Here is an 18124-nt window from a genome sequence, read left to right as displayed (position 1 = left end):
ATGACCCTGCGGCTCTTGCGTGCTTGGATCGCCTGGCTCTGGAGCGGATGGAGCGCCGCCGCTGGACTTGCCCTGCTCGTTGCGGGGTGGCAGCTCGCGGCCGAGCGGCTGGGGCCGTTGTTGCTGCCCGCGCCGCTGGACGCATTCGCACGCCTGTACTCGCTGCTGGAGGCCGGCGTGCTATGGCCGGAGTTCCTGGTCACAGCGCGCCGCGCGCTGGCGGGTTTTGCCCTGGCGCTGGGCATCGGCTGCGCGGCCGGGGTCCTGGCCGGAATTTCGCGAGCGGGCGCGCTGCTGGCACGCCCGCTGGTCACGGTGCTGCTGGGAATGCCGCCGATCGCCTGGCTGGTGCTCGCGCTGCTGTGGCTGGGCAGCGGCGACGGCACTCCGGTGTTCACCGTCTGTGCGGCTGCTTTGCCCGTGGTATTCGGAGCCACGCTCCAGGGCATGCTCACCCGTGATACGGCACTGTCGGCGATGGCGCGTGCATTCGGTCTGTCCTGGCGCCCGCGTGTGATCGAAGTGGAGCTGCCGCACTTGCTCGCCTGGTTGTTCCCCGCAGCGACTACAGCGCTGGGCACGAGCTGGAAAGTGGCTGTGATGGCCGAACTCCTGACCAGCAGTGACGGCATCGGCGCGGCACTGGCCGACGCGCGCACGCAACTTGACATGACGACAGCGCTGGCCTGGGTGCTCTGTGTCCTGCTGGCATTGCTGCTAGTCGAGTACGGCCTGCTGGAACCGGTCAAGCGCGAACTCGAACGCTGGCGCGAGGTGGCGCGGTGAGCCTGCTCCGAATTCGCGGTTTCGGGCACCGCTACGGCGCGCGGCGCGCGCTGGCGCCGATGGACCTGACACTGGAGCGAGGGGAGTCTCTGGCGGTGCTCGGGCCTTCGGGGTGCGGCAAGTCGACCCTGCTGCAGGCGACGGCCGGTCTGCTCGAGATCGGTGAGGGAACAATCGAGCGCGGCTGGCAGAATTTGGGCATGGTGTTCCAGGAACCCCGACTTCTGGCTTGGCGCAGCGCGCTCGATAACATTGCGCTGGGGCTCAAGGCGCGCGGCGTCAGACGGCGCGAGCGCCGCGCTGCCGCGACGGCGCTAGGCACGCGGCTCGGCCTGTCGGCCGCGGACTTGGCACTTTATCCCGCCGCCCTGTCGGGGGGCATGCGAAGCCGCGTCGCACTGGCCCGGGCGCTGGCGATCGAACCCGATCTGCTGCTGCTCGACGAGCCCTTCGCGGCGCTTGACATCGGACTGCGGCATGAACTCGAACAATGGCTGCTGAGAGAATGCCTGCGCCTGGGCTGCACGATGCTGATGATCACGCACAGCCCGCGCGAGGCGCTGCGCCTCGCCGATCGGCTTCTGGTGCTCGGCGGACAGCCGGGCCGTCCGCTGCTCGCGCTGCAGCCTGCGTTGAGGGCAACCGATCGCAGCGAGCGTGACGTGCTGGCGCTTGAGACGGCCCTGCTCGCCGACACCGGCTTTCGCGCTGCCTTCGGTCTGCCGCCGGACGAACGGGTAGAGGCCACGGATCGTGCACCGGAGACGGCGTGGTTTCAGCACCACTGCCTTGCGACCCCTGCGCCGGATCGTCAGGCATGCTGACTTTACGGACCGCGTATCTGCAATTGCTGCGGTGGCCGCTTTGGCAGTGCGGACTGCGACCATTCTTCCTCGCCGGGGCGGCCGTCGCCGCGCTGTACGTTCCGGCGTGGCTGGCCGTGCTGGGCGGCCGGTTACGCGCACCGGCATTTCCCGGTGGCGTAACGGCTTGGCACGCGCACGAGTTGATCCTCGGCTTCGGCCTCGCATCAGTGATCGGCTTCAGCCTGACTGCTGTGCCCGAATTCACCAGCGCCCGTGGCTTCGGCCGGCGCATTTCACTGGGATTGTTCGCGCTCTGGCTCGGCGCCCGCGCGGCAGCGGCGGCGATCGTGCTGATTGGCGTCTGGCCGCTGGCTCTGCTCCAGACGGCACTGTGCCTGTGGCTGCTGCTCGTGCTGACGCGCGCGATCTGGCAGGATCCAGCGCGGCGTCAACTCGATCTCTGGGCGGCGCTAGCCGCCGTGCTGCTGGCAGCGACGCTGTGCAGCCTTGACCTGGCGATCGGCGGCGTCCTGTTTGCGGATCCGTTGGCCGGCCTGCGCCTCATCCTGCATCTGATGCTGCCGCTGATCGTGCTGAAACTGGCGCGTATCTCGATGCGTGTGGTCAACCGCTGCCTCGAGGAAGCCGGCGCCGAGCCAGACTATCTGGCGCGGCCACCGCGCCGGCATATCGCAGCGCTGTTGATCGTCCTACATGCACTCGCGGTCCTCGCCGGGGCGCAGGGTGTCGCCGGCTGGCTGGGGCTCGGCGCGGGGGCAGCCAGTCTAGGGCTGCTCGGCGACTGGCCGCATACGCGAGTGCTGGCGCGGCGCTGGGTGGCGCTGCTGTACACGCTGCCCTGGCTGCTGGGGCTGGGTTATCTGCTCGACGGTGCTGCGCGTCTGGGCGCCTCGATTCCACCGAGCGCCGGCCTGCACGTGCTCGCCGTCGGCGCACTTGGGCAGGGCGTGTTCGTCGTGTTCTGCATCGCCGGCCGTATGCATATCGGTTTGTCCCCGGACGAAGGGCGCTGGTTGCCGCTGGCGGCGCTGATGCTGCTCGGCGCAGCGCTGGTGCGCGCGCTGGCCGGCATGGCTGGACTGCACGCACTACCTCTATGGTGGTGCGCGGGTTTCCTGTGGTCGTCGGGTTTCGCCCTATGGCTGTGGCGGGGTGGCGTCGACCTTGCACGTCGTCGTGGTGACGGCGCCTGGGGGTGCGTGGGGCCACGGGCACCGGAATGAGGCGCCGGCGGGCGTCGCCGATGCACCCGACTACGCGGATGCAGCAATGATTCAACGTGAATACTGTCAATGATCTGCAATGACTACGTGGGGGAGCTGATGGAACTCGTAACCTTCGATGATCTGCTACAGGCTGCCCGGACGCAGCCCGAACCCCAGCGATTGCTGCTCGTGTTCGCTGCGGCTGAGCTGCCGCCCGACGCCGCCGAAACCGAGCAGCGTGCGTTCGAACGCGGCGAGGGCGGCGCGCTGGCGCCCGTCGTATGCGTCGACAAGCGTCCAGAGGAAATAGCGAATTTCGCGGCGCTGTCCGAGGAGTCGCGCGCGGCCGGAGCGGACTGGCATCTGCTGTTCGTCGCGGCTTTGTCTGGCCGCGGCGGGCATCCGCCGAATGGCGACGAGGCCGTGCAGCCCATGCGCATGATGGTCGAGCAGATCAAGGGTGGACAGATTGCCCGCTTTCTCGCCGTGGACAAGGTTGGAAACCTGGTTCATCTGCAACGCCGCTGAGCCGCCACGGCGCTGGCATTGCGCCGACCGGCTGCCCGCAGGAAAGACTTGGCGACCGATGTTTTTCAGCGGCAACGGGCGCCGCCTTGCGCTGCGCGGCTCGCGGTCGTAAGTTCCATTCGCTGCACCCAGGCGCGCGCAGCAGTGCGTCGCATCACTCACTACCTGGAGGGTTGCCATGAACGCCGACTCAATTGATTCTGTTCATCACGCGCTGCCGACTTGGCTATCGCCGGAAACGCGCGGCACCCGGCCGCTGTGGCGGGTGTTCTGGATCTACGGCGTGTTCTGCAGCCAGTTACTGTTCGCGGCGATACTGTTCGCCTTCGACAAAACGGGCACTCCGCTGTTCGCGCTGGCGCTGGCGGGGTTCGCTTCCTATTCGCTGCTGATCACCCGGCTGGTCTGGGTGAACGCTGACAATGTCCGCGATCTGCGCTACGGCCAGGTGGCGCGCTTCCTCACCGTGACCTGGGCGCTGAATGCGCTGCTGATGTCCGGGTTCCTGCTGCTGTCGCATCTCGGCGACCACAGCCGTCCGTTGATCGGTGGCTGATCCGACGGCGGTCGCATTGCCCACGTTGCGATCACAACGCGGGCAAACTAACCGTCTCTACGCAGCGCCGGCGCGCTGCCTGCCACCTGCATGATCTCCGGCAGGTCGGTGTCGCGCGCCACCTGCGGATGGCGGGCGAGCTCCATGCGGCGTATTGCGAAATGCATCCAGGTCAGGGCTATCGCAACCAGCACGAACAGCAGCATGAAGCAGCTCGTCCATACGCCGATCAGGTCGTTCAGCACGCCGAACGCGATGGGCAGGATGAAGCCGCCGAGGCCGCCGATCATGCCTACCACGCCGGCCACCGAACCGACGTTATCCGGGTAGTAGACCGGTATGTGCTTGTAGACCGCGGCTTTTCCCAGCGACATGAAGAACCCGAGCGCGAACACCAGCATGGTGAAGGGCAGGACGCCGACGGCCAGAGTGAATGCAATGGGGCCCTTGATGCCCTGCACGACATAGCTCGTGCTCGGGTAGGACAGCAGGAAAGTGCAGATCACCGAGCCGATAAAGGTCCAGTACATCACCTTGCGGGCGCCGTATCTGTCCGAGGCCCAGCCGCCGACAACGCGGAACAGGCTGGCCGGAATCGAGTAGGCCGCGGCAATCATGCCGGCAGTCTTCAGGTCAAGTCCGTAAGCGCCGACTAGGTAGCGCGGGAGCCAAAGTGCCAGCGCGACGAAAGCGCCGAACACGAAGAAATAGTAGAGCGAGAAGCGCCAGACCTGCAGGTTTCTCAGGGGCTGCAACTGCACCAGGAACGGCACTGCCTGCACGCCCTTGGCGCGTCGCTCGACGACGTCGGGCTCGTCACTGGTGACCAAGTAGAAGATGACGGCAGAGACCGCTAGCGCCACCGCCCAGATGCGCGCGACTCCATGCCAGCCCACGGCCACCATCACCAGCGGCGCGAACAGCTTAGTCACGGCCGAACCGATGTTGCCCGCGCCGACGATGCCCAGCGCTGTTCCCTGGCGCTCCTTGGGAAACCACTTCGAGACATACGTGATCACGACGGTGAAACTGCCGCCGGCGATGCCGACGCCGAGCGCAGCCAGCAGATAGGTCGGATAAGTGTCCGCCCAGGTCAGCAGCCAGGTGGCGCCGGCGCCGGCCAGCATCACGGCACTGAAAATGAGGCGCCCGCCAAGTTGCTCGGTCCACACGCCCAGGAAAATGCGCGAGAGCGAGCCAGTGAGGATGGGCGTAGCGACGAGCAGGCCGAACTGGGTGTCGTTCAGGCCCAGCTCGGCTTTGATCTGTACGCCGATGATGGAGAAGATCGTCCAAACCGCAAAACTCACAGTGAAGGCGGCGGTACCGGCCCAAAGGGCAGTATGTTGCTGTGCGGGGGAGGGTGAGTTCATGGAGGGAATGCTTGCCGGCGAAGGAAATCAGGCAGCCTCAAACATCTCCAGGCCGCGGACGCCGTGCCGCTCGGCCAGGATGTTGAGGTACTGGTGCAGTGCGTTCTGCTTGACCTGGGTTTCGAGGTAGGCGGCGATGCGCTCGCGACAGGCGGCAAAAGACAGGGGCTGGCCGGGTCTGTGCTCATCCAGCACAACGACGTGATGGCCGTAACGACTCTCGACGGTCAGACCGGCCAGCCCCGGCTTGAGGCGGAACACCTGGCGCTCGAATTCCGGCACGGTGTCGCCGGATGAAACCCATCCGAGATTGCCGCCCTCGTTGCGGGAAGGACAGGCCGAATGCAGGCGTGCGAGTTGTTCGAAGCGCGCCGGTTCCCGCCGGAGCTGATCAATCAGCTGTTCGCCGAGCTCGCGTGCCTTGTTGCGGCCGGCGCCATCGCCGGGCAGTGCTGGAAGCAGGATGTGGCGCACGCGAGCGGCGTCCGCTTCATGCATGCGGTCGCGGTTCGCGTCGAAATAACGGCGGCAGTCGGCTTCCTCGGGTGCTGGTGTCGGCACTTCGCGTTCGATCAGCAGCGCAACCTCGGCCTCTTCGTGCGTCTCTGGGCCTTCGGGCCGTGCCGCACCGGCCAGGCTGAGGCGGTGGATTTCCAGCCTCAGCAACTCGCGCACGACCAACGCCCGGGCGGCATCGGCGCGTGCCCGTTGCGGATGGTCTGCGCGGTGGTGCTGCATCTCGCGCGCGATCTCCGCTTCGCTGATCGCGGTGGCGCCGACATGAACGAAGACAGGCGCCGGACCCGGCGGCGGACGGCTCGGCGAGCTGTCGGTGTCGTGTCCGGCGAGCCCAGGGCGGGGCGTTTCGCCGGGACTGGTAGCCCGTTGCGGGCGGCTGTCCAGCAGGATGGGAATGGTCGTTCGCATGGCGTCACCGGCGGCTGGAGTAGTCGAGCGGCGCCGTGCGGCGGCGCACGATCTGGTATGGGCGGACGACGTAGCCCAGTGGAATGCTCCAGACGTGGACCAGCCGCGTGAACGGCGTGATCAGGATCAGGGTAAGCCCCAGCGTGACGTGCGCCTTGTAGATCCAGTGGGCGTCAGCCACGTAGTCGGCGGCGCCGCCGCGCAAGGTGACGATGTGCTGCGCCCATTCGCCGAGCTTCACCATCTGCGAGCCGTCCATGTGGCCGGCGGAGACGACGATGGAGCCGAGGCCGAGGAGGAGCTGCGCAAAAAGCAATACCAGGACGGCAAGATCGCGGCCGCTGCCGGTGGCGCGGATGCGCGCGTTGGCGATGCGGCGCACGAGCAGCAGGCTCATGCCGACGAGGCAGAGCAGGCCGAACAGGCCGCCGACCACCATCGCGAGGAGCTGCTTCTGGCCACTCGTCATGAAGTGCTCATAGACCGAATGCGGCGTGAGCAGGCCGACCAGGTGGCCGCCGAGGATGGCAAGGACGCCGATGTGGAACGCGTTGCTGCCCAGTCGCATCCACCTGCTCGACAGCAGCTGGCTTGAGCCGCTGCGCCAGGTGTAGGCGCCATGATCGAAGCGCGCCCAGCAGCCGATCGCGAACACGGCCAGTGCGACGTACGGAAAGATCTGGAACATGATGTAGTTAACGGCGTTCATGGACTCACCTGCGATTCGTGCGGGTGGGCGCCGGCCGGTAGCCGGCGCGGCGGTGAGCACTCGTCCTGGGGGGGCTCGACACCGAAGCGCACGGCCTCTTCCTCCCACACACGGTCTATGGCCTCGGGCGTGTCATCGCGCGTTTCGTCGCGGGCTTTGCGTCGCATCAGGGCGAGATCAACCTTGCCCTGGCTAATCTCCACCAGGATTTCGAGCAGTGTCGCGTAAGGGCTTTCGCGCTCTGCGGCGCGCCCCGCCAGCAGCGCGACGATCTGCGCAACATGGCCAAGCCAGTCGACGACCTCAGCCTCGGGTCGCCCGGAAAGGTACTCGAGCACCAAGGGCAGGTAGTCGGGAAGCTCGCGCGCGTCGAGTTCAAGACCGCCGCGGCGGTAAGTTTCGATCAGGTCGACCATGGCCTGGCCCCGGTCGCGCGATTCGCCGTGGATGTGCTCGAACAGCAGCAGGCTCATGGCGCGGCCGCGGTCGAACAGACCCAGCCAGCGTTCCTGTGCTGCCATGGGTTCCAGCGCGAGCAGCGCCTGCGCGAACACCTGCAGCCGATGCGCCGACGCGGGCGGCAGGGCGCACTCGACGCAGGCCTGCAGCAGCGCATCGCGATGCGACCACAGTTCCTCTTGCGGATAGTCCAGCAGTACGCCGACCAGTTTCAGGACTTTCATGCTCGCTCCCTCTCCGATTTCTGGCGCGCAGGCGGCACTTGGTAGGTCGTTGTGGCCCGCCCGCCGAACAAGGCGGCGCCGTCGGAACCAGGCGAGCAGCCCTCGCCGAAGGTGAAGCCGCACCCGCCGCGTTCGCCAAAGGCGTCGTTGGCGTATTCGCGGTGGGCGCTGGGTATGACGAAGCGGTCCTCGTAGTTCGCGATCGCAAGGTACCGGTACATTTCCTCGGCCTGCGCGCGGGTAAGGCCGACCTGAGCGAGCACCTCGTCGTCCTCCACGCCGTCCACGTTCATCGCGCGGCGCCAGGCGCGCATCGCGAGCATGCGTTCCAGCGCCACGACGACGGGCCGTTCGTCGCCGGCCGTCAGCAGGTTGGCCAAGTAGCGCACCGGGATACGCAGCGAAGAGACGTCGGGGAGTTCGCCGTTCTTGCCGATACGGCCCGCATCGGCGGCCGACTGGATCGGCGACAGAGGCGGCACGTACCAGACCATCGGCAGGGTGCGGTATTCCGGGTGTAGCGGCAGCGCGAGCTTCCAGTCGATCGCGAGCTTGTAGACCGGCGAGGCCTGCGCAGCGTCCAGCCAGCTGTCGGGAATGCCTTCGGCGCGCGCAGCCGCGACGATCTCCGGATCGCGCGGGTCGAGGAACACGTCCAGGTGCGCCGGATAGAGTTCCTTCTCGTTGGCCACGTTAGCGGCGGCTTCGATGCGGTCGGCGTCATAGAGAAGGACGCCGAGATAGCGGATTCGTCCGACGCAGGTCTCGGCGCACACGGTCGGCTCGCCCATCTCAATGCGCGGATAGCAAAAGATGCATTTCTCTGATTTACCTGATTTCCAGTTGTAATAGATTTTCTTGTACGGGCAGGCCGAGACGCACATGCGCCAACCGCGGCACTTGTCCTGGTCGATCAGGACGATGCCGTCCTCCTCGCGCTTGTAGATCGCGCCGCTGGGGCACGATGCGACGCAGGCCGGATTAAGGCAGTGCTCGCACAGGCGCGGCAGATACATCATGAAGGTCTTCTCGAACGCACCGTAGATCTCGCGCTGCACGCCGTCGAAGTTCGTGTCCTTGGAGCGCTTGGCGAACTCGGTACCGAGGATTTCCTCCCAATTCGGTCCCCAGTGGATTTTCTGCATGCGTTCGCCGCTGATCAGCGAGCGCGGACGCGCCGTCGGTTGGTGCTGGCCCTCCGGCGCTTGGTGCAGATGCTGGTAGTCGAAGTCGAACGGCTCGTAGTAGTCGTCGATCTGAGGCAGATCGGGATTGGCGAAGATCTTGGCGAGCAGGCGGAAGCGACCACCGGCCTTGAGCTGCAGTCGGCCGGCACCGTCGCGGACCCAGCCGCCGTTCCACTTCTGCTGGTTTTCCCATTCCTTGGGATAGCCCACGCCGGGCTTCGTTTCGACGTTGTTAAACCAGGCGTACTCGACGCCTTCGCGCGAGGTCCAGACGTTCTTGCAGGTGATCGAGCAGGTATGGCAACCGATGCACTTGTCGAGGTTGAGGACCATCGCGATTTGGGCACGGACTTTCATCACGCCACCTCCTTGGCCGATGGAGGCACGGGTTCTCCGTCGAGCCAGTCGACTGTGCTCATCTTGCGCACGATTACGAGTTCGTCACGGTTGGTGCCCACCGTGCCGTAGTAGTTGAAGCCGTAGGCGAGCTGGGCGTAGCCGCCGATCATGTGCGTGGGCTTGACCACCACGCGGGTCACAGAATTATGGATGCCGCCGCGGGTGCCGGTGATCTCGGAACCGGGCGTGTTAATGATGCGCTCCTGCGCGTGATACATCATTGCGATGCCATTCATCACGCGCTGGCTGACCACCGCGCGCGCTGCGATGGCGCCGTTGACGTTGAAAAGCTCTATCCAGTCGTTGTCCTCGATGCCAGCGCGTTTCGCGTCATCCTCGCTGAGCCAGACGATGGGACCACCGCGCGACAACGTCTGCATGATCAGGTTGTCGCTGTAGGTGCTGTGGATGCCCCACTTCTGGTGCGGCGTGATCCAGTTCAGTACGATTTCGGTGTTGCCGTTGGGCTTCTTGCCGAATATGGGCTTGATCGTCTTGGTGTCGACCGGCGGGCGATAGCTCATGAGGCCTTCGCCGAAGTCGCGCATCCATTCGTGGTCCTGGTAGAACTGCTGGCGGCCGGTCAGCGTGCGCCAGGGGATCAGCTCGTGCACGTTGGTGTAGCTCGCGTTGTAGCTGACGTTGTCGTCTTCAAGTCCGGACCAGATCGGCGAGGAAATGATCTTGCGGGGCTGCGCCTGGATGTCGCGGAAGCGGATCGCCTCGTGCTCCTTGCCTTCGGCCAGGTGGGTATGGCTGCGTCCGGTGAAACTCTCGAGCGACTTCCACGCTTTGACGGCGACATGGCCGTTGGTTTCCGGCGCGAGATGCAGAATCGCCTCTGCAACGTCGATCGCTGTGTCCAGGCGCGGGCGGCCCTGGCTTACGCCTGGTTCGGCGACTTCGCGGTTGAGGCGGGCGAGGAACTCGACCTCGTGGCCGGTTTCCCAGCTCATGCCTTTGCCGCCGTTGCCCTGCTGGTCGAGCAGCGGACCGAGCGAGGTGAATTTCCGGTAGAGATTCGGATAGTCGCGCTCGACCACGACCATGCTCGGTGCGGTCTTGCCGGGTATGAGCTCGCACTCGCCCTTTTTCCAGTCAGTGACGCCGTAGGGCATGGCGATCTCGTTCGGCGTGTCGTGCAGCGTCGGCACCAGCACAAGATCTTTCTCGACGCCGAGCACGCCGGGTGCCATCGCGCTGACGCTGCGCGCGATGCCCTTGAAGATCTCCCAGTCCGAACGCGCCTCCCAAGCCGGATCCACCGCCTTGGACAGCGGGTGAATGAACGGATGCATGTCGGAAGTGTTGAGGTCGTCCTTCTCGTACCAAGTTGCGGTCGGCAGCACGATGTCGCTGTAGAGCGCCGTAGTGCACATGCGGAAATCGAGCGTGACAAGAAGATCGAGCTTGCCTTCCGGCGCCTCGTCGCGCCATTTCACTTCTTCGGGCTTGGTGGCGCCGCGCTCGCCAAGATCCTTGCCCTGCAGGCCGTGGCGGGTACCGAGCAGATGCTTGAGCATGTACTCGTGCCCCTTGCCCGAACTGCCGAGCAGGTTGGAACGCCAGATGAACAGATTGCGCGGATAGTTCTCCGGCGCCTCCGGGTCGGCGAATGCGAAATCGAGGCTACCGTCCTTGAGCTTGCCGACGGCGTAGTCCACGGGAGGGATGCCGGCTTTCTCAGCCTCGCGCATCAGTTGCAGCGGATTGGTGTTGAGCTGCGGAACCGCCGGCAGCCACCCCATGCGCACCGCACGCAGGTTGTAGTCGGCAAGCGATCCGGTATGGCGCGAGCGATCGGCCAGCGGCGAGAGGATTTCCTCCACGCCGAGCTTTTCATAGCGATATTGGCTACTGTTGAAGTAGAAAAAACTGGTGCCGTTCATCTGCCGCGGCGGCTTGCTCCAGTCCAGGCCGAAGGCCACCGGCGTCCAGCCCGACTGCGGGCGCAGTTTTTCCTGGCCAACGTAGTGCGCCCAGCCGCCGCCGGATTGGCCGACGCAGCCGCACATCACGAGCATGTTGATGAGCCCGCGATAGTTCATGTCGTTGTGGAACCAGTGGTTCATCGCCGCCCCGACGATGATCATGGCGCGGCCGCGGGTCTTGTCTGCGGTGCGCGCGAACTCGCGCGCGATCTGGATTACGTCGGCACGCGGTACACCGGTGATTTTCTCCTGCCAAGCCGGCGTGCCGGGCACGTTGTCGTCGTAGCTCGCAGCGACATGGCCCCCGCCGAAACCGCGGTCCACGCCGTACTGCGCCAGCAGCAGATCGTAGACGGTCGCGACCAGCCATTCCTTGCCGTCACCGAGCGCAAGGCGGCGAACCGGGATCGTGCGTTCCAGCACGTCCTCAAACTTGGATTCGATCCAGTACGCATGCTCTACGCCGCCGAAGTACGGAAAGCTCACGGGCTCCAGGCCATCGTGGACGCCGGCCAGACTCAGGCGCAGAAGCGTGGCGCGGCCGGCGCTGTCTTTTTCCTCGATGTTCCACTTGCCCTTCTCGCCCCAGCGGAAGCCGACCGAGCCGTTGGGCACGACGAGCGCTCCGCTGATCTCGTCATAGGCCAGGGTCTTCCATTCCGGATTATTGCGTTCGCCGAGACCGCCCAGGTCGGCCGCGCGCAAAAAGCGTTCCGGCACAAGACGCCCATCGGGCCGGCGCTCGAGCCGGACGAGCAGCGGCATGTCGCTGTACTGGCGGCAATAGGCGGTGAAGTAGGGCGAGGGATTGTCGACATGGAACTCGCGCAGGATCACGTGACCCATGGCAAAGGCCAGCGCCGCGTCGGTACCTTGCTTGGGATGCAGCCAATGATCAGTGAGCTTGGCTACCTCGGAATAGTCCGGCGTTATCGCCACCGTCTTCGTGCCGTTGTAACGCGCCTCGGTGAAGAAGTGGGCATCCGGCGTGCGCGTCTGCGGAACGTTCGAGCCCCAGGCGATGAGGTAGCGGCTGTTGTACCAGTCTGCCGATTCGGGCACATCGGTCTGCTCGCCCCAGACTTGTGGGCTCGACGGCGGCAGGTCGCAGTACCAATCGTAGAAGGACAGGCAGGCGCCGCCGAGCAGCGACAGATACCGCGCGCCGGCCGCGTAGCTGACCATCGACATCGCCGGAATCGGCGAGAAGCCGACAACGCGATCCGGGCCGAATGCCTTGACCGTGTGCAGGTTGGCGGCGGCAATGATCTCGTTGACTTCGTCCCAGCTCGACCGCACGAAGCCGCCCATTCCGCGCTTGGACTTGTAGCTCCGCGACTGCTCCGGATCCGCGATGATGCTGGCCCAGGCCTCGACGGGCGCACCGGTGCGGCGGGCCTCGCGCCAGAGCTTGAGCAGGGCCGAGCGCACCAGCGGATATTTCACCCGGTTGGCGCTGTAGAGGTACCAGGAATAGCTGGCGCCGCGGGGGCAGCCGCGCGGCTCGTGATTGGGCAGGTCCGGCCGCGTCCGCGGATAGTCGGTCTGCTGCGTCTCCCACGTCACCAGCCCGTTCTTGACGTAGACCTTCCAACTGCACGAACCGGTGCAGTTCACGCCGTGGGTCGAACGCACGATCTTGTCGTATTGCCAGCGCCTGCGATAGCTATCTTCCCAGCTGCGATCCTCCCGACGCGCGGCACCGTGCCCGTCCGAGAACGGCTCGGAGGCCGGCTTGAAGAAGTTCAGACGGTCGAGAAAATAACTCATGGCTGGGTCTCCATAGGAAGCCTTGCTCTGCCGGCGTATGCCGCTAGCCGTTGCGGATGGATCAGCACGGACATTCCGCGCCGCGGCGGAAGTACCACCACCACGTGATCGCGATGCAGCTGAGGTAGAAAACGGTGAAGCCGCACAGCGCCGCCTCGGCGCCGCCGGTCAGCGCCAGCGACGAGCCGAAGCTCTTGGGAATGAAGAACCCGCCGTAGGCGCCGATCGCCGACGAGAACCCGATGACCGCCGCCGACTCGATGCTGGCGCGGCGCAGCGCGGCCGCGCGCTGGCTCGCGTCCGCATCCGCCGGCAGTGCGCGCTCGTGCCCGGCGCGGAAGATCACTGGAATCATGCGGAATGTGCTGGCATTGCCGACGCCCGACAGCACGAACAGCAGCAGGAACATGGCCAGGAACCCGCCGAAGCTGCCGCCGCCGGCGGTGCCTGGCAGGAAGACCATGACGCCGAGCACCGCCACTGCCATGCCGATGAATACGACCAGGGTGAGCAGGGCGCCCCCCACGCGGTCGGCGATGGCGCCGCCGGCCGAGCGCATCAGCGCGCCGACCAGGGGGCCGAGAAACGCGTACTTCAGCGCATCGACCCCAGGGAACAAGGTCTTGCTGAGCATAGGGAAGCCGGCGGAGAAGCCGATGAAGCTACCGAACGTGCCCACGTAGAGCCAGCACATCAGCCAGTTGTGTTTGCGCCGGAAAATGACCGACTGCTCGGCGAAACTCGACCGCGACGCCTGCAGATCATTCATGCCGAACCAGGCCGCCACCGCAGCGGCGAAAATGAAGGGTACCCAGACCAGGCCGGCGTTCTGCAGGAACAGCTGGCGGCCGTCGGCGGCTGTCTGCGGTCCACCCGCAAGGCTGCCAAACAGGGCGAAGCCTGTGACGAGCGGAATCACGAACTGCACCGCCGACACGCCCAGATTGCCCAGGCCGGCGTTCATGCCCAGGGCATAGCCTTGCCGGGCCTTGGGAAAGAAGAAGCTGATGTTCGACATCGACGAGGCGAAATTGCCGCCGCCCAAGCCACAGAGAACTGCGATGGCCACGAAGTGCCAGTACGGCGTTGTTGGATCGGCGACGGCGAAGGCCAGCCACATCGCCGGCAGCAGCAGGCTCGCAGTGGAGATCGCAGTCCAGCGCCGACCGCCGAACAGCGGCACCATGAAGCTGTAGAAGATGCGCAGGGTCGCGCCCGACAAGGCTGGCAGTGCGGCGAGCCAAAACAGCTGGTCTGTATCGAAGTTGAAGCCAACGCGCGGCAGGCTGACCGCGATGGCCGAGAACATCATCCAGACCGCGAAGGCCAGCAGCAGCGCTGGTATCGACAGCCACAGATTGCGGTTTGCGATGCGGCGTCCCTGGCTGTCCCAGAACGCCGGATTCTCCGGGTCCCAGTGCTCGATCTGTCGCGCGGCGCGAGGCGCGGCCGAACTCACACTGCGGGTTTCGCTGCCTGGGCTGCTCATCGCAAGATCCGCTCCTCGGCGAGGGCCGTGGAATCGGCTGCAGTTTTGGCAACTCGTCGGCGGATCACACTGATTTGGGTCATCTAAACCCGCTGCCGTGTGCGGCAAGGTGTCACGGCACCCGGGAGTGCGGCGGCGCGCGCAACCCACCGCCGCCTGCGTCCTGCGCTACGAACGGGCGCGAGCAATGCGGGTTAACGACAGGGCATTCGTTGCGCCGGCGGGTCTGATCTCGGTCAGACACGGCCGGGACGGGGGCCGGCGGTGGATCAGGGCTGGAGCGCTGCCTGCGGCCGACGCGTGCGCATGCTGTCACGCACGTCGACATCGAAATCCAGATGCAGCGCAGCCTCGCCTTCGCCGAGGACAAAGCGCAGGGCGTCGCGGCGGGGCAGGCCGGTGACGTAGTCCTCGATGGCGGTGCGCGGCAGCGTCAGCGCCAAGTTGCCGTCCTTCCAGTCCAGCGCCGCCGTAGTGCCATCGTGCAGGTGCAAGCGACGTTCGTGCAGCTGCACCGGACCGAGCCGGGTTTGGTCGGCCAGGGTCTGGCCGTCGAGCAGGCGGGCCAGCTCCGCCTCGTCGATGCGAAAGCGCAGGCGCTGGCCGTGGAGTTGCAGTTTCATGGGGGGTCCTGGGCGAGGTTGGGAGGCGGGAGGGTCGGCGCGTTCAGAGCCCGTCGCCGTGTGTATCTGCTGCTCTTGCCAATGGCGTCGTCGTCGCTGCGGTGGTTTGTGTTGCTGCCTGTGCCGTCGAAAGCGCAGACGGCGTCGCCGGAGAACACAGCGCGCACCCCTCGCTCCATTCGCTGTCGCCGTCCGCGTAGTGTTCCTTTTTCCAGATCGGTGCCTGGTGTTTGACGATTTCGATGATCTTGCGGCAGGCACGAAAGGCCTGGTCGCGATGAGGTGCGCCGGCAGCGACGACCACGGCCAGATCGCCGACCTGCAGCTGGCCGTGGCTGTGCGAGACATGCAGGCGCAATTGCGGGCCGAACGCGGCGGCGGCGTCGCAGCAGGCTCGCTCGAACACGCGCAGCACTAGCGGTGCGAACAGGCTGTAGCTGATGCCGCTCACGGCGCGGCCGAGGTTGAGCGCGCGCACCCGGCCCAGAAACAGGGTCGTGGCCCCAAAATCAGCGTCGGCGACGAATTCCAGCGCGGCGGCCGGGTCCAGCGCCTGTTCGCTGATGGCGGGTAGCAAGAGTTGGAAACACGGATTGTTCTGCATGGGCTCAGCCGCCGCAGACTGGCGGCAGCAACACCAGCCGACCGTCCGCCGGGACTGCCGCCTCGTCGCACAGCAGTTCGCTTTCGCTGGCCAGGACCGAGGCACCGAGCAGACCCGGACGATAACGCGGCCAGTGGCGACGGCCGTAGTCGTCGATGGCCGCGCGCACGTCGGTAAGGTTCGCGGCGTCGGCGAGATCCAGTTCCAGTACGGCGCCGGGTTCGAACTCGCTGAAGCAGCCGAACAGGGTTAGCTGGATCTTCATGCGGCGCTCTCCGTATCCAGGTGCAGGCCCCAGTGCGCACTGCCGTGAAAGTCGACTGACGTTCCCGCTGGCAGGTGCTCCGCCGCTGCCGGTAGCATGGCCCAGCCCTGCGCATGGGCCAGGGAATGGACCTTGAAGGATTCCTGGCCCGACAGCAGACGCACGCCGGCGCGGCCGTCCCGATCGAATGTCAAGCTGGCCTTCTGGTAGAGGGCGAATCCCGCTTTCTTGCTTGCCTCTTGCACTAACGGCAGACGCCACGGCCGTTCGGCGGCAAGGCCCAGCAGCGCGCGCACGGCCGCGCAGACGAAGAAGCGGAATCCGACGGCGCAGGAGGCCGGATTTCCGGGTAAGCCGAAATACAGCGTACCGCCGGGCAGTCGCGCAAACAGCAGCGGTTTGCCCGGGCGCATGCGCAACTTGTGGAAAACAATATCGGCACGAAGCGCGCCCAGCACTTCGGGCACGAAGTCGTAACGACCGGCCGATACCGCGCCGGTGCTCAGGATCAGGCGCGCCCCGTCGGCCACTGCGTCGGCAATGGCGTGCTGCAGCGAGGCCGGCTCGTCCGCCACAGTGACTTCGCGTAGCAGTTCGGTGCCGGCAGCGGCAGCGGCCGCGGCGAGATAGGGGCCATTGCTGTTGCGGATCTCGCCTGAACCCAGCGCCCGCGCCGGGTCGTCAACGAGTTCGCGGCCGGTGCAGAACAACGTCAATCTGGGTGCCTTTACTACGGAGACCTTGGCGCAGCCGATTCCAGCCAGCAGTGCGAGTTGGGGCGGTCCGATCCGGCAGCCGGCCGGCAACGCGGGTTCGCCGCGGCAAATATCCTCGCCCCGGCGGCGGCAGTGCTGGCCGGGCGCCACCGCGACCGTCAGGACGATGCGCTGCGCACCGCCCTGCACATCGTGGGCAAGCACGCGTACCTGTTCCAGCGGGACGACTGTGTCGAGCCCGTCGGGCAGGCGCGCGCCAGTCATGATGGCGCAGGCAACCTGTGCGGATCGCGCCGCGTCACCGGCCGCCTGTTCCCCCTGCACGGCGAATTCCTCGCCGGCCTGGGCCGTGCGTGCACCCAGCGGCAGGGCGAAACCGTCCATCGCCGCGTTGTCGAATGGTGGCAGGTCCTCGCCGCTGTACACGGCCTGGGCCAGCACGCGGCCCAGGGCCGCGCGTGGTGCCAGCGCTTCGGTCGGACCGCGATGCAGCCCCTGATGGATCAGTGCGAGAGCAGCATCGACATCAAGCATGGTTGCGTCCATCGGGATGGGGCTCGCCACGCAGCATTGCGCGGGCATGTGCCAGCAACGGACCGAGTATGGCCATGCCCTGGGCCACGGCACGTGGACTACCGGGCAAGGTGACGACCAGGCAGCGCCCGATCAGGCCAGCCTCAGCCCGCGACAACCAGGCCAGTTCAGTGTGATGGCGGCTTTCGCTGCGCAGTAGTTCACCCAGGCCCGGCACCGGCCGGTCGGCCACCGCGCGAAGGGCTTCGGGACTTAGATCGCGTGGCCCGAAGCCGGTGCCGCCGGTGCACAGCACCAGTTCGGCGCCAGCAGTGGCCAGCGCTTTCAGCCGCGTCGCCAGCGGCTCCACGCCGTCGGGCAGCAGAACGACATCGGCGACGACGGCGCCGAGCGCCTGCAGCGCCTCGACCAGCAGCGGTCCGGAACGGTCGGCATAGGTACCAGCCTGAGCGCGGTCACTGAGCGTGATCACCGCACAGCGCGCACCGGCGAGACCGGACGCGGCCTGCGGCAGATAGTGTTCGCGCTCGTCCTCATCCAGCCCGCGCGGATGGATTCGCAGGCCCTGCGGACCGCCTTCGTCAAACAGCAGGCGGACCTCGCGCAGGCACAGCGCCGGCTGTAGGACTTCGAGCTGGTCGCAGAGGCAGAGCAGAGCAGCGTTGACGCCGGCCAGGGCTTCCAGCGCCAGGCTTCCGCAGGCCGTGCCAGTGACCTCGCAATAGACGCGCACGGCGTCCTCGCCGGGCAGCGGCAGGCAGCGAAGCTCGACGTAGTCTGGCGTTGGCAACGAATGCAGTGGAATCAGCTGGGCCACATTCCTGGCGCCTTGGAGCCCGGCCACCTGGGCCAGCAGCAGCGCGTCGCCGCGCGGCAGGCGGCGCTCGACGAGAGCAGAATAGGCAGAGCCGACCTGCAGTTCACCGGTAGCGACGGCGCGCCGCTGCACCGGGCGTTCGCGGCGCAAGTCGGGCATCTGGAAACCCACGCAGGGGGTCTGGTTCAAGGGCAT

At 66.3% G+C, this 18124-nt stretch carries 17 protein-coding genes; 5 read left to right on the top strand and 12 right to left on the bottom strand.

Features of this window, described 5'->3' with window-relative positions:
- From DFR29_RS25025 to DFR29_RS25005, 5 genes are all read left to right on the top strand, one after another.
- Entirely contained in the window at positions 1 to 786 is a 786-nt protein-coding gene (locus DFR29_RS25025) for an ABC transporter permease (RefSeq protein ID WP_133821380.1), read from the top strand.
- The gene (locus DFR29_RS25020) at positions 783 to 1610 is read left to right on the top strand and encodes an ABC transporter ATP-binding protein (RefSeq protein WP_133821379.1); all 828 of its coding nucleotides are present in this window, start codon (positions 783 to 785) and stop codon (positions 1608 to 1610) included. The genes DFR29_RS25025 and DFR29_RS25020 overlap by 4 nt, the downstream gene beginning before the upstream one ends.
- Before the next feature lie 23 nt (positions 1611 to 1633).
- Complete coding sequence (locus DFR29_RS25015) at positions 1634 to 2836, top strand: NnrS family protein (protein WP_166654324.1); 1203 nt, start codon at positions 1634 to 1636, stop codon at positions 2834 to 2836.
- 69 nt (positions 2837 to 2905) lie between these two features.
- Positions 2906 to 3346, top strand: coding sequence for a ribonucleotide reductase subunit alpha (locus tag DFR29_RS25010; RefSeq protein WP_243746176.1), 441 nt, complete (start codon positions 2906 to 2908; stop codon positions 3344 to 3346).
- A gap of 178 nt (positions 3347 to 3524) precedes the next feature.
- On the top strand, positions 3525 to 3902 hold the full coding sequence (locus DFR29_RS25005; protein ID WP_208113713.1) for a hypothetical protein: 378 nt from the start codon (positions 3525 to 3527) through the stop codon (positions 3900 to 3902).
- Between the two features lie 47 nt (positions 3903 to 3949).
- On the opposite strand, the gene DFR29_RS25000 is transcribed toward DFR29_RS25005, so the two are convergent.
- From DFR29_RS25000 to DFR29_RS24945, 12 genes are all read right to left on the bottom strand, one after another.
- Positions 3950 to 5275, bottom strand: coding sequence for an MFS transporter (locus DFR29_RS25000; RefSeq protein ID WP_133821377.1), 1326 nt, complete (start codon positions 5273 to 5275; stop codon positions 3950 to 3952).
- Between the two features lie 27 nt (positions 5276 to 5302).
- Positions 5303 to 6202 (bottom strand): peptidylprolyl isomerase, encoded by a 900-nt coding sequence (locus DFR29_RS24995; protein WP_133821376.1) that lies wholly within the window; start codon positions 6200 to 6202, stop codon positions 5303 to 5305.
- Positions 6203 to 6206: 4 nt separating this feature from the next.
- Complete coding sequence (narI, locus tag DFR29_RS24990) at positions 6207 to 6911, bottom strand: respiratory nitrate reductase subunit gamma (protein WP_133821375.1); 705 nt, start codon at positions 6909 to 6911, stop codon at positions 6207 to 6209.
- Complete coding sequence (narJ, locus tag DFR29_RS24985) at positions 6908 to 7594, bottom strand: nitrate reductase molybdenum cofactor assembly chaperone (protein WP_133821374.1); 687 nt, start codon at positions 7592 to 7594, stop codon at positions 6908 to 6910. Before narJ ends, narI begins: the two co-directional genes overlap by 4 nt.
- Complete coding sequence (gene narH, locus DFR29_RS24980) at positions 7591 to 9138, bottom strand: nitrate reductase subunit beta (protein ID WP_133821373.1); 1548 nt, start codon at positions 9136 to 9138, stop codon at positions 7591 to 7593. The genes narJ and narH overlap by 4 nt, the downstream gene beginning before the upstream one ends.
- On the bottom strand, positions 9138 to 12881 hold the full coding sequence (locus DFR29_RS24975; RefSeq protein WP_133821372.1) for a nitrate reductase subunit alpha: 3744 nt from the start codon (positions 12879 to 12881) through the stop codon (positions 9138 to 9140). Before DFR29_RS24975 ends, narH begins: the two co-directional genes overlap by 1 nt.
- A gap of 61 nt (positions 12882 to 12942) precedes the next feature.
- The gene (locus DFR29_RS24970) at positions 12943 to 14370 is read right to left on the bottom strand and encodes a NarK family nitrate/nitrite MFS transporter (protein ID WP_133821371.1); all 1428 of its coding nucleotides are present in this window, start codon (positions 14368 to 14370) and stop codon (positions 12943 to 12945) included.
- Between the two features lie 269 nt (positions 14371 to 14639).
- On the bottom strand, positions 14640 to 14993 hold the full coding sequence (locus tag DFR29_RS24965) for a DUF7009 family protein (protein WP_133821370.1): 354 nt from the start codon (positions 14991 to 14993) through the stop codon (positions 14640 to 14642).
- A 43-nt stretch (positions 14994 to 15036) separates the two neighbouring features.
- Positions 15037 to 15597, bottom strand: coding sequence for a molybdenum cofactor biosynthesis protein MoaE (locus DFR29_RS24960; RefSeq protein WP_133821369.1), 561 nt, complete (start codon positions 15595 to 15597; stop codon positions 15037 to 15039).
- A 4-nt stretch (positions 15598 to 15601) separates the two neighbouring features.
- On the bottom strand, positions 15602 to 15862 hold the full coding sequence (locus tag DFR29_RS24955; protein ID WP_133821368.1) for a MoaD/ThiS family protein: 261 nt from the start codon (positions 15860 to 15862) through the stop codon (positions 15602 to 15604).
- Positions 15859 to 17142 carry a molybdopterin molybdotransferase MoeA gene (locus DFR29_RS24950; RefSeq protein WP_166654323.1) on the bottom strand — a complete coding sequence of 428 codons (1284 nt, stop codon included), beginning with the start codon at positions 17140 to 17142 and terminating at the stop codon, positions 15859 to 15861. Before DFR29_RS24950 ends, DFR29_RS24955 begins: the two co-directional genes overlap by 4 nt.
- A complete protein-coding gene (locus DFR29_RS24945) occupies positions 17105 to 18124 on the bottom strand; it encodes a molybdopterin-binding protein (RefSeq protein WP_243746175.1) in 1020 nt (339 codons plus the stop codon). The genes DFR29_RS24950 and DFR29_RS24945 overlap by 38 nt, the downstream gene beginning before the upstream one ends.

Source organism: Tahibacter aquaticus (genome assembly GCF_004363655.1).
GTDB classification, from domain to species: domain Bacteria; phylum Pseudomonadota; class Gammaproteobacteria; order Xanthomonadales; family Rhodanobacteraceae; genus Tahibacter; species Tahibacter aquaticus.
Note: the sequence above shows the minus strand (reverse complement) of the source record. Positions and strands in the feature narration are given on the sequence as shown.

Excerpts from the sequence above, each read along its gene's own strand:
- DFR29_RS25025 (WP_133821380.1), top strand. The coding sequence starts at position 1 with ATGACCCTGCGGCTCTTGCGTGCTTGGATCGCCTGGCTCTGGAGCGGA.
- DFR29_RS25010 (WP_243746176.1), top strand. The coding sequence starts at position 2,906 with ATGATCTGCAATGACTACGTGGGGGAGCTGATGGAACTCGTAACCTTC.
- DFR29_RS25005 (WP_208113713.1), top strand. The coding sequence starts at position 3,525 with ATGAACGCCGACTCAATTGATTCTGTTCATCACGCGCTGCCGACTTGG.
- DFR29_RS25000 (WP_133821377.1), bottom strand. The coding sequence starts at position 5,275 with ATGAACTCACCCTCCCCCGCACAGCAACATACTGCCCTTTGGGCCGGT.
- DFR29_RS24995 (WP_133821376.1), bottom strand. The coding sequence starts at position 6,202 with ATGCGAACGACCATTCCCATCCTGCTGGACAGCCGCCCGCAACGGGCT.
- narI (WP_133821375.1), bottom strand. The coding sequence starts at position 6,911 with ATGAACGCCGTTAACTACATCATGTTCCAGATCTTTCCGTACGTCGCA.
- narJ (WP_133821374.1), bottom strand. The coding sequence starts at position 7,594 with ATGAAAGTCCTGAAACTGGTCGGCGTACTGCTGGACTATCCGCAAGAG.
- narH (WP_133821373.1), bottom strand. The coding sequence starts at position 9,138 with ATGAAAGTCCGTGCCCAAATCGCGATGGTCCTCAACCTCGACAAGTGC.
- DFR29_RS24975 (WP_133821372.1), bottom strand. The coding sequence starts at position 12,881 with ATGAGTTATTTTCTCGACCGTCTGAACTTCTTCAAGCCGGCCTCCGAG.
- DFR29_RS24970 (WP_133821371.1), bottom strand. The coding sequence starts at position 14,370 with ATGAGCAGCCCAGGCAGCGAAACCCGCAGTGTGAGTTCGGCCGCGCCT.
- DFR29_RS24965 (WP_133821370.1), bottom strand. The coding sequence starts at position 14,993 with ATGAAACTGCAACTCCACGGCCAGCGCCTGCGCTTTCGCATCGACGAG.
- DFR29_RS24960 (WP_133821369.1), bottom strand. The coding sequence starts at position 15,597 with ATGCAGAACAATCCGTGTTTCCAACTCTTGCTACCCGCCATCAGCGAA.
- DFR29_RS24955 (WP_133821368.1), bottom strand. The coding sequence starts at position 15,862 with ATGAAGATCCAGCTAACCCTGTTCGGCTGCTTCAGCGAGTTCGAACCC.
- DFR29_RS24945 (WP_243746175.1), bottom strand. The coding sequence starts at position 18,124 with ATGCCCTTGAACCAGACCCCCTGCGTGGGTTTCCAGATGCCCGACTTG.